The sequence below is a fragment of the Maribacter arenosus genome (assembly GCF_014610845.1).
Taxonomy (GTDB): Bacteria; Bacteroidota; Bacteroidia; order Flavobacteriales; family Flavobacteriaceae; genus Maribacter_A; species Maribacter_A arenosus.
In genome coordinates this window covers 94042-107332 of the sequence record NZ_JABTCG010000004.1, presented here as the reverse complement: position 1 = coordinate 107332, position 13291 = coordinate 94042, and the positions used below count along the sequence as shown (strand labels likewise).

General features: G+C 41.2%; 16 protein-coding genes. 8 read left to right on the top strand and 8 right to left on the bottom strand.

All coding sequences use genetic code 11. From position 1 onward, the window contains the following. Window positions 1–2 precede the first annotated feature (2 nt). The 4 genes from HPE63_RS11450 (at window position 3) to HPE63_RS11435 (ending at window position 3376) form a co-directional block, all read left to right on the top strand. Window positions 3–860, top strand: coding sequence for a LytR/AlgR family response regulator transcription factor (locus tag HPE63_RS11450; protein ID WP_188314415.1), 858 nt, complete (start codon window positions 3–5; stop codon window positions 858–860). Between the two features lie 98 nt (window positions 861–958). After that, entirely contained in the window at window positions 959–2077 is a 1119-nt protein-coding gene (locus HPE63_RS11445; RefSeq protein ID WP_188314414.1) for an acyltransferase family protein, read from the top strand. Window positions 2078–2129: 52 nt separating this feature from the next. Then, window positions 2130–2579, top strand: a complete 450-nt coding sequence (locus HPE63_RS11440; protein ID WP_188314413.1) for a 6-pyruvoyl trahydropterin synthase family protein — start codon at window positions 2130–2132, stop codon at window positions 2577–2579. A 44-nt stretch (window positions 2580–2623) separates the two neighbouring features. After that, on the top strand, window positions 2624–3376 hold the full coding sequence (locus HPE63_RS11435) for a UDP-2,3-diacylglucosamine diphosphatase (RefSeq protein WP_188314834.1): 753 nt from the start codon (window positions 2624–2626) through the stop codon (window positions 3374–3376). 1 nt (window position 3377) lies between these two features. Here HPE63_RS11435 and HPE63_RS11430 read toward each other — a convergent pair whose 3' ends face one another. The 5 genes from HPE63_RS11430 to HPE63_RS11410 all read right to left on the bottom strand — a co-directional run bounded on the left by HPE63_RS11430 (window position 3378) and on the right by HPE63_RS11410 (window position 7644). After that, complete coding sequence (locus tag HPE63_RS11430) at window positions 3378–4637, bottom strand: MFS transporter (RefSeq protein ID WP_188314412.1); 1260 nt, start codon at window positions 4635–4637, stop codon at window positions 3378–3380. A 19-nt stretch (window positions 4638–4656) separates the two neighbouring features. Then, entirely contained in the window at window positions 4657–5043 is a 387-nt protein-coding gene (locus HPE63_RS11425) for a VOC family protein (protein WP_188314411.1), read from the bottom strand. A gap of 9 nt (window positions 5044–5052) precedes the next feature. Beyond that, on the bottom strand, window positions 5053–6762 hold the full coding sequence (recJ, locus tag HPE63_RS11420; protein ID WP_188314410.1) for a single-stranded-DNA-specific exonuclease RecJ: 1710 nt from the start codon (window positions 6760–6762) through the stop codon (window positions 5053–5055). A 59-nt stretch (window positions 6763–6821) separates the two neighbouring features. Then, window positions 6822–6965: a hypothetical protein gene (locus HPE63_RS18515; protein ID WP_223198157.1), complete on the bottom strand. Its 144-nt coding sequence runs from the start codon at window positions 6963–6965 to the stop codon at window positions 6822–6824. Between the two features lie 253 nt (window positions 6966–7218). Continuing rightward, a complete protein-coding gene (locus HPE63_RS11410; protein ID WP_188314409.1) occupies window positions 7219–7644 on the bottom strand; it encodes an OsmC family protein in 426 nt (141 codons plus the stop codon). A 49-nt stretch (window positions 7645–7693) separates the two neighbouring features. Between HPE63_RS11410 and HPE63_RS11405 the strand changes: the two genes are divergently transcribed. Beyond that, the gene (locus HPE63_RS11405; protein WP_188314408.1) at window positions 7694–8296 is read left to right on the top strand and encodes a carboxymuconolactone decarboxylase family protein; all 603 of its coding nucleotides are present in this window, start codon (window positions 7694–7696) and stop codon (window positions 8294–8296) included. On the opposite strand, the gene HPE63_RS11400 is transcribed toward HPE63_RS11405, so the two are convergent. The 3 genes from HPE63_RS11400 to HPE63_RS11390 form a co-directional block, all read right to left on the bottom strand. Further along, the gene (locus tag HPE63_RS11400) at window positions 8293–9420 is read right to left on the bottom strand and encodes a DUF819 family protein (protein WP_188314407.1); all 1128 of its coding nucleotides are present in this window, start codon (window positions 9418–9420) and stop codon (window positions 8293–8295) included. The two genes, HPE63_RS11405 and HPE63_RS11400, sit on opposite strands and share 4 nt — an antisense overlap. A 37-nt stretch (window positions 9421–9457) precedes the next feature. Next, window positions 9458–10132: a 16S rRNA (cytidine(1402)-2'-O)-methyltransferase gene (rsmI, locus tag HPE63_RS11395; protein ID WP_188314406.1), complete on the bottom strand. Its 675-nt coding sequence runs from the start codon at window positions 10130–10132 to the stop codon at window positions 9458–9460. A gap of 70 nt (window positions 10133–10202) precedes the next feature. Next, the gene (locus tag HPE63_RS11390; RefSeq protein ID WP_188314405.1) at window positions 10203–10892 is read right to left on the bottom strand and encodes a hypothetical protein; all 690 of its coding nucleotides are present in this window, start codon (window positions 10890–10892) and stop codon (window positions 10203–10205) included. A gap of 106 nt (window positions 10893–10998) precedes the next feature. Between HPE63_RS11390 and HPE63_RS11385 the strand changes: the two genes are divergently transcribed. From HPE63_RS11385 to mscL, 3 genes are all read left to right on the top strand, one after another. Continuing rightward, entirely contained in the window at window positions 10999–11643 is a 645-nt protein-coding gene (locus HPE63_RS11385; protein ID WP_188314404.1) for a thymidine kinase, read from the top strand. Next, window positions 11636–12745: an alanine racemase gene (gene alr / locus HPE63_RS11380; protein ID WP_188314403.1), complete on the top strand. Its 1110-nt coding sequence runs from the start codon at window positions 11636–11638 to the stop codon at window positions 12743–12745. Before HPE63_RS11385 ends, alr begins: the two co-directional genes overlap by 8 nt. A gap of 81 nt (window positions 12746–12826) precedes the next feature. Continuing rightward, the gene (gene mscL, locus HPE63_RS11375) at window positions 12827–13231 is read left to right on the top strand and encodes a large conductance mechanosensitive channel protein MscL (protein WP_188314402.1); all 405 of its coding nucleotides are present in this window, start codon (window positions 12827–12829) and stop codon (window positions 13229–13231) included. Window positions 13232–13291: the final 60 nt, after the last annotated feature.

Sequence of the window (13291 nt, the reverse complement as noted above, 5' to 3'; positions counted from 1 at the left end):
AAATGTTGGATAAATTACGACGATTTCTATCACAACCCTATCCCTTTTACTTTGAAGGAAAAACCTTCTACACCCTTTTACTCCTGATATTCCTTATGTCTTTTGGTTTCAATTATTTCTTTGAGCCATTTAATGTATACGTACCAGAGCACAAAATGAGTTATTTTCTTATCTCTTTGGTTCATGCCTTGGTTACAGTCATTGCGTTTTTCATCATGTTCCTATGCCTTAAACTCTTACCTCAACAGGTTGAAAAATGGAATGTCTTGAAAGAAATTCTGTTTTTAAGCTCGTTTTTGATGTTGGTAGGCATTGGACAGTTTTTGATCCGCGATGTTATTTATGACAACCCCAATAATTGGTCGTGGACGTACTTAATCGAGGAAATAAGGAATACCTTTTTGGTCGGTATTCTTTTTGTGGCCATTTTGGTGCCATTGAATTTTAGCCATCTGTACCGTAAAAACCAAAATAGGGCCAGTTTCTTATCCCCTCGGGCCAAAAAATCGGAAGACGCTGAAATCCATATTGTGACCGATGTAAAAGGTGATGATTTCAATTTAGATATATCCCAATTTCTGTACGCCAAGGCCGATCGGAATTATGCCGAAATATTCATGCAGACCGATGCCGGCATGGACAAAAAGCTCAAAAGGATCTCGATAAAAAATCTGGAATCCCAACTAGATCCGTTTGCGAATATCATAAGAACCCACCGTTCCTATATGGTCAACCTCAACCACATTGTAAAAATAAATGGCAATGCACAAGGGTATAAATTAGATCTAAATGCTCCTGGAAGTGCTGTTCCTGTTTCTAGATCTTATATCCCAAAACTTGAGGAAAGTCTAAAAGCGTAAACGTTTACCTTGTTCGTTGTACCAAAGGTTTGTTACTCGTCCCAAGTTTTTGGGTTGCGCTTTTATTGCCCTTAAATTTGTCCTTAAAGATTTCTATTATGCGTAGACACGATCTGGATTGGCTTAGGGTGTTGGTTTTTGCGTTGTTGATTTTTTATCATGTAGGGATGTTTTTTGTCCCTTGGGGATGGCATATCAAAAACAATGTGATTTGCGAATGGCTTACTTATCCCATGTCGTTCATCAACCAATGGCGATTACCCATTTTGTTCGTTATTTCCGGTATGGGCACCTACTATGCCTTGAACAAACGAACAGGGAAGCAATTTGTATTCGAAAGAATTATACGGCTATACATCCCGTTGACCGTAGGGATGCTACTTATCGTTCCACCACAGGTATATATAGAACGCTTGGTCAATAATGAATTTCAAGGCATGTATTTTGACTTTTGGCCCTCACATGCCTTCAATGGCATTTACCCAGAAGGGAATTTCAGTTGGCACCATCTATGGTTCTTGCCGTACTTACTTGCTTTCTCATTGCTCTTGATTCCACTGTTCCTCTATCTTAGAAAACATCCATCGAATGCTTTTACACTACGGCTAAAAAAAATGGCAACCCAACCAACAGGTCTATTTTGGTTCATTATCCCACTCTATCTATGCGAAGCTTTGTTGGAACCTTTCTTCCCAGTTACCCATGCCTTGGTCGATGATTGGTTTAACTTCATTAGCTCTATGCTCCTTTTCTTTTATGGCTTTATGTTGATATCGGTCAAAGAGGAATTTTGGAAAACGGTTGAACAAAATCGCAGGTTTTATCTTTATTGCGGTCTATTAGGATTTACCCTTTATATGACCATAATTCTGAGCTTCGAGGATTCTATCTTTATCCATTTTGCAGAAGCCCTGATAAAAGTATTTAACCTCTGGGCGTGGATTCTGGCCTTATTTGGGTACGCAGTCAAATATTTGAACAAAGCTAGCAAAGCATTGTCATACGCTAATGAAGCGGTCTATCCCTTTTATATAGTGCACCAAACCATCATTATCATAATTGGGTATTATATAATGGACCTGGATTGGGGGGTTGTACCAAAACTTGCCATAATGCTCATACTTACCTTTCTTTTTACATGGATATTTTATGAATTCGGAATCCGGAGGTGGAAATTCATGCGTCCATTGTTCGGATTGAAGTTAAAGAAGGGCTGATTTGGCGCTCTCGTTTTAAAGAAAAACTATCTTTGCAGGGTAATACAAAGCAATGGGCAAAATTAGAATCACCAAGCAATTTACTTTTGAAACAGGCCATGCCCTTTATGGGTATGATGGTAAATGCAGAAATGTACATGGACACAGCTATAAACTCTCCGTCACGGTAATCGGAACCCCGATATCGGATACCTCCCATGTAAAATTGGGCATGGTCATCGATTTTGGCGATTTGAAGAAAATCGTTAAGGAAGAAATCGTAGATCCATATGATCACGCCACCATCTTTAATAAAAACACCCCGCATATTGAACTGGCCAAGGAATTAATGGGTCGCGACCACAAGGTAATCTTGGCAGATTATCAACCGACGAGTGAGAATATGGTCATTGATTTTGCCGGCAAAATCAATGCCAGGCTTCCCAAGACCATTGTGCTCCATTCTTTGAAACTTCAGGAAACAGCGACCTCCTTTGCCGAGTGGTATGCCGCTGACAATTAACTGAAGAAGGGGATTTTCCTATATTTACGTTACCAATGAAATCTATCGACATACCAGAAGGCAAAAAAATTTACTTCGCCAGTGATAACCATCTGGGAGCCCCTACCATGGAAAAAAGTCTGTCGCGGGAAAAGCATTTCGTGGCTTGGTTGGATACCGTTCAAAAGGATGCGGCCGCCATCTTTCTCCTAGGGGATCTGTTCGATTTTTGGTTTGAATACAAAACCGTTGTTCCCAAAGGTTTTACCCGAACGTTGGGCAAGCTTGCTGAAATCACCGATGCAGGAATCCCCATCTATTATTTTGTGGGCAATCACGATCTATGGATGAACGGCTATTTTGAAGCCGAATTGAATATTCCCGTTTTTCACGAGCCCCAACAATTTAAATTGAACAAAACTTCCTTTTTTATAGGCCATGGTGACGGCTTGGGACCCGATGACAAAGGGTTTAAACGTATGAAAAAAGTATTTACCAATCCATTGTCCAAGTGGTTATACCGATGGTTACATCCAGATTTGGGTGTAAAATTGGCCCAATACCTTTCCGTTAAAAATAAATTGATTTCGGGGGATGACGACATCAAATTCCTAGGGGAGGATAAAGAGTGGTTGGTGCAATACAGCCGACGAAAACTGGAAGGGGAGCATTATGATTATTTTATATTCGGGCATCGCCACCTTCCTTTGGAAATCGATTTGAACGAAAAATCGAAATACATAAACCTAGGGGATTGGGTTTCCTATTTTACCTATGGTGTTTTTGATGGTGAACTGTTTTCATTGAAAAAATACTAGCTTATTCAGTTACTGCATACTCGTCAATATCCTTTCGTAGATCCAATCTCCTAAATGAGGGTAAGGCAAAGGTTGTGATTCCTACCGTTAATATGGTCATACATCCACCAAAAACCACAGCAGTAACCGTTCCCATTAACTTGGCCGTAGCCCCGCTTTCAAAGGCCCCAAGTTCATTTGAGGACCCAACGAACATAGAATTTACCGAAGCTACCCTGCCCCTCATATGATCAGGGGTCTTTAATTGTAGTATTGTTTGTCGAATGATCATTGAAATACCATCTACGGCCCCACTAATAAATAAGGCCCCAACCGACAACCAAAAAGAAGTGGATAACCCAAAAACGATAATACAGACCCCAAAAAAGAAAATGGCGAACAATAATTTCTTACCTGCATTTTTATAAAGTGGAAATCGGGTTGAACCCACCATGGTCAATGCCGCCCCTACCGCAGGCGCCGCCCTTAGAATACCAAACCCTTCAGCACCTACGTGAAGAATATCCTGTGCATAAATAGGAAGCAGTGCAACAGCCCCGCCAAAAAGTACGGCAATCATATCAAGGGTTAGTGCACCCAAAATAGCCTTTGTTTTAAAAACGAATTGAATGCCTTCTTTTAAGCTTTGAAAAACCGGTTCCCCTATTTTTGGATTTAAGATCGGTTTCCGGGAAATCTTGGAAATTGCCGTTAGGGCAATTAAAGTACAACAGAAAATCAGGCACATAGACCAATGAACACCTATGAGACTGATTGAAAACCCTGCCGTGGCAGGTCCCAGTACCGAGGCCAGTTGCCAGGTGGTACTGCTCCAAGTAGCAGCGTTCGGATATAACTTCTTGGGGACAAGCAAAGCCATTAAAGAGAAAATCGTTGGGCCCAAAAATGCCCTCACTATTCCCCCAAAAAAGACTAAAACATATATAGACCAGAGTATGGTTTTTGAGGAAACCTTCGTTGAGAGATCAGGCCAACTTAAAACAAATAGCCCTAGACTTATTACCGAAAAACCAAAAAGACACTTGATCAATAAATTTCGTTTCTCTCTTTGATCAACGATATGGCCTGCAAATAACGCCATTGAAACGGCGGGAATTACTTCCATAAGACCGATAATCCCAAGTGAGAGAGGGTCTTTAGTAAGGGAATACACTTGCCACTCAATTACAATAAATTGCATGGCCCACGCGAAAACCATGGCAAAACGGGCCCCTAAAAAAATATTGAACTCCCTGATTCTTAATGCCGCGTACGGATCCATTTACAAAACCTATTGCTGCTTATTCAGTGATTTCAATTCTATTGTTTTCGGGATCCAAAACGACACTTTCATAATACCCATCCCCTGTGGTTCTTGGTTCACCGACGATTTCGTGTCCTGCTTCCCTTATCTGTTCTGTCAATCGATCTACTTGCTTCTTGGTACCAACGGAAATCGCAAAGTGGGTAATCCCTAAGTGTTCCTCTTTATCATTAGGTCTATGAACAACATCCGGACGGTGCATCAATTCCAATTTTGGACCGTCTTTAAACCTTAAAAAATAGGACGTGAACTCGGTGTTGGGGTTCTGATATTTTTCTCCGGAAATGGTCCCGAAAAATGTCGAATAAAAGGTTTTCATGCCTTCTAGGTCCTTTACCCAAATAGCCAAATGTTCTATTTTCATTGAATTATCCTATTTGATATCCTTAAATTTTAATTGGATACTCACATTGCCGTTCCATTCATTTTCCTCAATGGTAAAGACTGCGCTGAACCGATTTCCATCTTGTACTACGGATAGTTTATCCCCCAAATTAAAGCCTATGGCGTCAAAGGACTTTTCGCCCTTGCCCATAGTGGCTGTCGTGCTTTGTGAAACCCTACATTTCAAATGTTTGCCATCTTCCCCAACCCCTTTTGCATAGCCCGTATCGTGCAACCCTTCCGCCATAAAAACGGGAGTCATATTTCCGGGACCAAAGGGAGCAAACTGATTGATGATCCTTAAGAATTTTGGGGTTATCTTCTTCAATGAAATTAAACTATCTACCTTGATTTCCGGTGTTAATAGATGGGGTTCAATGGTTTCTGTCACCACTTTTTCGAACTTTGCCTTAAAAGGACCATACTGTTCTGGCAACAGGGTCAATCCTGCAGCATATTTATGGCCCCCAAACTGCTCAATGCAATCCGAACATTCCTGCAAGGCATTATAAACATCAAAACCTTTAACCGAACGTGCCGAAGCGGCCAACTTTTCACCGCTTTTCGTGAAAACCAAGGTCGGTCGATAATAAGTTTCGGTCAATCGGGAAGCCACAATGCCGATTACCCCTTTATGCCAGCTCTCTTTGTATACTACAGAGGTAAATCGTTCTTCTTCTTGGTTTTCTATAATCTGCACCAAGGCTTCTGCTGTGATTTCCTGATCCAGATTTCTTCGTTCAAAGTTAAACTGTTCTATTTCCTTCGCGAAAACGTCAGCTTGGTTAATATCGGTTTCTATAAGCAAGTTCACGGCATGCTGCCCATGTTTCATACGCCCGGCTGCATTTATTCGCGGTGCTATGATAAATACCACATCGGTAATGGTCAGCGTCTGTTTCTTGATCTGATTGATGATGGCCTTGAATCCAATTCTTGGATCTGTATTGATTACTTGTAATCCAAAATAGGCCAAAACCCGATTTTCCCCCGTAATCGGAACAATATCGGCCCCTATCGCCGTTGCCACCAGATCAAGATAAGGTAGTAGATCCTCTATGGTATCCCCATAATTCAGGGCTAACGCTTGCACCAGTTTAAACCCCACGCCACAACCACAAAGCTCGTCATAGGGATAGGAGCAGTCGTCCCTTTTTGGGTCTAAAACCGCAATGGCATCGGGTAAATGGTTGCCCGGGCGGTGATGGTCACAGATAATAAAATCGATTCCTTTCGCCTTGGCATAAGCTACTTTATCAATAGCCTTTACCCCACAATCCAGGGCGATGATCAACGAAAAACCATTATCCTCTGCAAAATCCACGCCCTTATATGAAATGCCATACCCCTCATCATATCGATCCGGAATGTAGGTAGCCACATTGGGATAATGTTGTACTAAATAAGAGGATACCAAAGCTACTGCCGTGGTGCCATCGACATCGTAATCGCCAAACACCAAAATATTCTCACCATTCGTCATGGCCTTCTCGATGCGTGCCGTGGCCACATCCATATCCTTCATTAAAAAAGGGTCATGTAAATCGGTTAATTCTGGACGGAAGAACTTTTTGGCTTCCTCGTACGTGGTAATTCCACGCTGAAGCAACAATTGCGCCACCAACCCATCTACCTTCAGCACATCGGCAAGTTGTTTTATTTGCTGTGGTTCCGGCTTAGGTTTTATGGTCCAACGCATACTACTATTTGGGTTCAAGTAAAAAATCAAGTTCAATAAAACAAATCACTTTATATTTCCTACTTTTTATTTTTAATTATTGTTGCTTTGATTCGAATCAATTGTTCTATTTCATCTAATAAATCAGTTCGTTTTAAATCTATTCCATAATCAACTTCATGCAATATCTTCAGATTTACCCTTGATTCCTTTAGTTCCTTCAGGCAAATACTAGCTTTGTTGCTATAATCCCTACTAGTGTTGGTTCCTTAGGCTTCTCCAAAATTTAAGGTAGCGCTTCCACAAGAACGAAGCAATTGGTTGCCATAATACTGCCCGGTTAGATCTTGTGGCAAATTTTTAAAAAGAGTATTGCAATTGTGGCCATGTTCACCAACCTATTTTCTATGTCATACTTTTTGTTTGAAACCACTCCAGATTTAAATTGAACTTGATACTTGTTCTTGAACTTGATACTTAATGATGAAAAATAGTCTTTATATCCAATTTTGCAAACTGCCGAAACATCTCCATAACCCCACAATACTTTTCCACGGAGAGATCAACAGCCCGCTGTAACTTCTTTTCATCCAGTTCCTTCCCGTGAAAATGAAATTCCATGGTTACCGCATCATAAAATTTCGGATGTTCGTCAGTTAGATTGGCTATGGTATCGATCTGAAAACTATCAACATTCAATTTCATCTTTTTAATGAGTGAGGCCACATCTAAACCGGAACATCCTGCCAAGGACGATAACATTAGCGCTTTGGGGCGAAATCCACTGCCTTCACCTCCGTCATCCAGGCCCGCATCGATTCGAAGATCATGCCCTGAGGGATTATTGCTTTCAAAGGCCATTCCGCCCAACCATTTGGTGGTAATATGATTTGTAGTGCCCATAATATTTCGTTACTTGTGAAATGTAAAAATACAATTTTAATACAAAAATATGCCTCTAGTAACACCCCTTGATCCGCAACATGACTTAGAAACCCAAAAGCTGGCGGAGTTCTTTAATGAGACGTTGGGCTTCTGTCCCAATTCGGTTTTGACCATGCAACATAGGCCCGCCATTTCAAAAGCATTCATCACCTTGAACAAAGCCGTAATGGCCAATGAAGGAAGGGTAACTTCTTCCTTGAAACGACTGATCGCCTGGGTGAGCAGCAATGCCACAGGTTGCCGATATTGTCAGGCCCATGCCATAAGGGCTGCGGAGCGGTATGGGGCTGAAAAGGAACAATTGGATAATATTTGGTCGTACCGGACCCATCCTGCTTTTTCAGAGGCCGAACGTGTTGCATTGGACTTTTCCTTAGCAGCTTCCCAAGTGCCGAATGCTGTTGATGCGGAAATAAAGGAACGCCTGTACAATCACTGGAATGAAGGTGAGATTGTGGAAATGTTGGGTGTTATTTCCCTTTTTGGCTATTTAAACCGCTGGAACGATTCTATGGGTACCACCATCGAAGATGGGGCTGTTGAAAGCGGTAAACAGTATTTGGGGAAACATGGTTGGGAGAAAGGGAAACATGACGGATCAAAGTATTAAATTAAAAAAGTTTTCAATAAATAAATGGTCAGCATGCCCCAAAAAGTGCCTGTGGCCATACTAAGAATAGCCAATACTATGGCATGGGGCATCCATTTTTTCTTATAGGCAGCGGTGACCGCCGGTGCAGTGGCAATACCCCCAACATTAGCCATACTTGCAATAGGTACCCAAGCCATATTGATGTTCAAAAGTTTGGCAATTAGCATCATAAAAACAAAATGCCCAACCAACCATACAATCAAAAACCATAGGAAATAGGAGTTAAAGCCCAGGGTAGCAAATTGAAGTTTTAGCCCTAAAACGGCCATCACCAGAATTATTAGGATTCCGCCAGCCTTAAGGGCAAACTGGCAATTCCATTTGGGCAATAGATTGCTCAAGGCCAAACCTAGAAATGATAGGGCCACGATTCTTCCCACGAAACTCTCAATTGTCCAGTTACATAGAAAAACCATCCCTAGTAGTATCAACACACTGACCCATATGGGAATCGCTTTCCCTTTATCAACCCTAATATCCTCAGGAATACCCACATCGGTAATCTTGAGTTTTAGGTTCATCATTCCACTTTTTTTGATGAACTGAAACATGAGTATGGTCCAAATATTGACCAAAATATTATCCATCACCAGAACAGACAAAAAGATATTCTCAGGACATTCCACCAATTCTTTTAAAACTAATTGACTGGTACTGCCCCCGATCCAACTGCCTACAATAGGCGGAATTCCCATCCAATATTCCTCGGTAATCAATGTATTGGAAACCAAATCCGTTTCAATTAATCCCAATCCCAATAGTACGGGAAATATAGCGATGAACATTGACCCTGCTATGAATAGTACAATAGGTTTCCACCCTATGGCCTTTAGTTGTCCCAAAGACAAACTGCTCATTACCGCAATTATGGCCAGGGGAATAAAATAATCTTTGCTTGCATTATGGATAGGGGCTTGGGAATAATCCGCATCCTGGATAAATGAAATAATAGCGGGAATAATATAGGCCAATAAGATGGCCGGAATCCAATCGAAAAGGGATTTTATATGCTTGTTTTCCCAACGGTCTAAATAATAAACCGATAGCACGGTAAACAAAACGATGACCCATGGTGTTACCATCAGGTCAAATTAAGGTATTTCCTTTTACGAAACCCAATTAATTTTTTCCTTTGACCACAATTACGATTTCCCCTTTAGGGGGTTTCTCGGTATAATATTCCAACACATGTTTGACGGTTCCGCGAACGGTCTCTTCATAGAGCTTGGTCAATTCCCTGGAAACCGAGATCGCCCTATCTTCCCCAAAGAATTCCGAAAAATGGGCTAAGGTCTTTACCAATTTATGGGGGGATTCATAAAAAATCATAGTTCGTGTTTCTTCGGCCAAAAGTTTTAAGCGGGTCTGTCTTCCTTTTTTTACGGGTAGGAAACCTTCAAAGACAAATCGGTCATTAGGGAAACCACTATTTACCAAAGCAGGTACAAATGCCGTTGCCCCAGGAAGACATTCTACTTCAATACCATTTTCAATACAGGCCCTAGTGAGCAAAAAACCCGGATCAGAGATTGCGGGTGTACCTGCATCTGAAATCAAGGCGATGTCCTCAACCCTATTTTGTAACCGTTTTACAAGGCCATCGACCGTTTTATGCTCATTGTGCATATGGTGGCTTTGCATCGGGGTGTTGATCTCAAAATGGTGGAGAAGTTTGCCACTGGTCCGGGTGTCCTCGGCCAAGATCAGCGCCACTTCCTTTAAGATGCGAATAGCACGTAAGGTAATGTCCTCAAGATTACCAATAGGGGTTGGCACAATATATAATTTACCCATACACTACAAATAAGAGACCGGAAGATGGTAAACCACTTCCGGCCAAATTATACTTCTTACATAGAAAAACTTAAGAAAACCTTCGGGCAATCAACCCCAGAAGGCGTTCTTCATATTCTTCTTTACCCTCCCAATTATTGTAATCCGGTTTAACCATGTTCTCAATAAACGCTATAGATCGTTCCTCTGTATCAATTGTATTCAATTGTGACATAACGCGATTATAATCTTCCGTATTATCATTGAAAAGATGCTTAACGAAGGCCAAACGGTTATTCAAATCGATCTTCAGCTCCTTTTCAACCAATTTATCGTTCAAAGATTTCGTCTTTGTGTCTTTTTGTGTGTCATCACCTCCTTTAGGTTTAAATAACTCCTTGTCATTCTTCATTAAGTTAGGTTTGGCCATAAATTCTGCCAAGACTTCATCGATGATGGCTGTATTCGGCATTTCGGAAACCATATCCCTAATGGTCTGCATTCCAGGGGTGATAATATCCTCGTCATGGGGATTGCTTTCAGGAACTGAAGAATCCACATTTAAGACGGCATTCGCCATAGTCTCGAATCTCGCCGCAATTACATTCTTTGTAACATCGACCTCTATATCGTATAACTTTTCCTCGATGAATTTCAATACGGCCAATTTTTCATATAAATTTTTGGCGGTCTCGTACAATTCGCCGATTTCGTTCATATCGTTGGACTTGATAATGTCCTTCGACAACTTTACCAATTCCTCTTTTAATTTTCTTTTCATTTCCTTTATTTTTTCTTTCGGAAAAAGATGGGTCTTTTTTGAATAACTTTATATTTCTATAAACTAAGAACGAAAAAAGACCTTATTTTCGTCTTAAAATTACAAAATGTTTCTCGAAAATACCGTTAATCATAAGGAACAATTCGGCTGGATAGAGGTTATCTGCGGCTCTATGTTCTCCGGAAAGACCGAGGAACTCATCCGTAGGCTGAAACGCGCCCAATTTGCAAGACAAAAGGTTGAGATTTTCAAACCTATGGTAGATACGCGATACCATGAGGAAATGGTCGTCTCGCACGACGCCAACGAAATACGTTCTACACCGGTGCCTGCCGCGGCGAATATTCGAATATTGGCAGACACTTGCGATGTTATAGGCATTGATGAAGCCCAATTTTTTGATGATGAAATCGTAACGGTATGTAATGACCTTGCCAATAAAGGGGTTCGTGTAATCGTTGCTGGTCTGGATATGGATTTTAAGGGAAATCCCTTTGGGCCTATGCCGGCATTAATGGCAACTGCCGAGTACGTGACCAAAGTACATGCGGTATGTACACGGACCGGGAATTTAGCGAATTATAGCTTTAGAAAAGCCCTTAACGACGATTTGGTCTTGTTGGGCGAGACCGAAGAATATGAACCTTTGAGTAGGGCCGCCTATTACAAGGCAATGCTCAAGGAAAGGGTCAAGGAAATTGATGTGGATGTAGAGGAAATCCCTAAAACCAAAAAAGATACCAATGCCTAAAACCTCTGAAACCACACTTGAAATCGACTTAGGTGCCCTAGAACATAATTATCATTTCTTACGTTCCCGATTAAAACCCAAAACCATGTTTTTGGCGGTTGTCAAGGCCTATGCCTATGGTTCTGATGCCGTGATAATAGCTAAAAAATTGGAAGGTTTAGGGGTCGATTATTTTGCCGTCGCCTACGTAAAAGAAGGGGTTGCATTACGAAAAGCAGGCATAGAGAAACCTATTCTGGTATTGCATCCCCAAGTCCTTAATTTTGATGAGCTAATTGAAAATTGCCTGGAACCAAGCCTATATTCCCCGAAGGTACTTCGGGAGTTTTTGGAAGCTGCAAAACGAAACCACCAAAAAGAATATCCAGTTCATCTCAAGTTCAATACGGGTCTAAATCGATTGGGTTTCTGGGAGAACGATATCGATTATATCGTTGAGCTTTTGACGGGAAGAAAGGAATTAAAGGTAGCTTCGATCTTTTCCCATTTGGCCGCATCGGAAGATATGAAAGAACAGGAATTTACAGCGCAACAGATAAAATCATTCAAGAAAATTGCCGGACAAGTAGATAAAAAACTAGGTTTTCGATCCTTCAGACATTTGTTGAATACATCAGGTATCCTAAATTTTCCCGAGGCACAGTTTGATATGGTCCGTAGTGGTATCGGTCTCTATGGCTTCGGAAACGACAAAGAATTTGATGCTGAACTAAAACCTGTGGTTGCCTTAAAAACCATTATTTCCCAAATGCATAAAATTGAACCCCATGAAAGCGTAGGTTATAACAGGGCATACACTTCGGATCGTAACAGAATTACAGCTACCCTACCATTGGGGCACGCAGATGGCATCGGCAGGCAATATGGCAATGGCAAAGCCTGGGTAAACGTAAATGGAAAAATGGCCCCAATAATCGGTAACGTATGTATGGATATGATCATGGTCGACGTCACCGGTATAGAATGTCAGGAAGGTGACGAAGTGATCATTTTTGGGGAAAAACCCAATGCTGAGGAGTTTGCTTCTTTTGCCAACACCATTTCCTATGAACTTATTACCGGCATTTCACAGCGGGTAACTAGAAAACTTAAGGGTCATTAAAACCTATTTAACATTTTGTTGGGAAACCTTTTTTTAACTACATTGCGGTACATTAATTATTAACTATAAAAAACACGTAAAATGTTAAAAGAATTCAAGAATTTTATTATGACCGGCAATGTGATTGATTTCGCAGTTGCTGTTATCTTGGCCGGTGCCGTTGGCCTAGTTGTGAATGGTTTCGTTGCCGATATCATTATGCCGATTGTTGGGCATTTTGCTGGGGGAATGGATTTTGCCAACCTAAAAGTTGTACTTACCGAAGCGTCGGGCGTTGCAGGTGAACCAGGTTATGTTGCTGAAAATGCGATTCGTTGGGGAGCTTGGGTCAATACTATTGTCAACTTGATTATCGTAGGTTTTGTGATGTTCATCATCGTCAAGGCGTATAACAAAACAAAGAAACCACCCGCACCAGCAGCACCAGCAGGCCCTAGTCAAGAAGATCTTTTGGCCGAGATTCGGGATCTTTTGAGAAAGAAGTAATAAAATACATGCCAGGATAGTTTCTGGTGACCGCTACACAAAAACCAATCAAACCGGCTC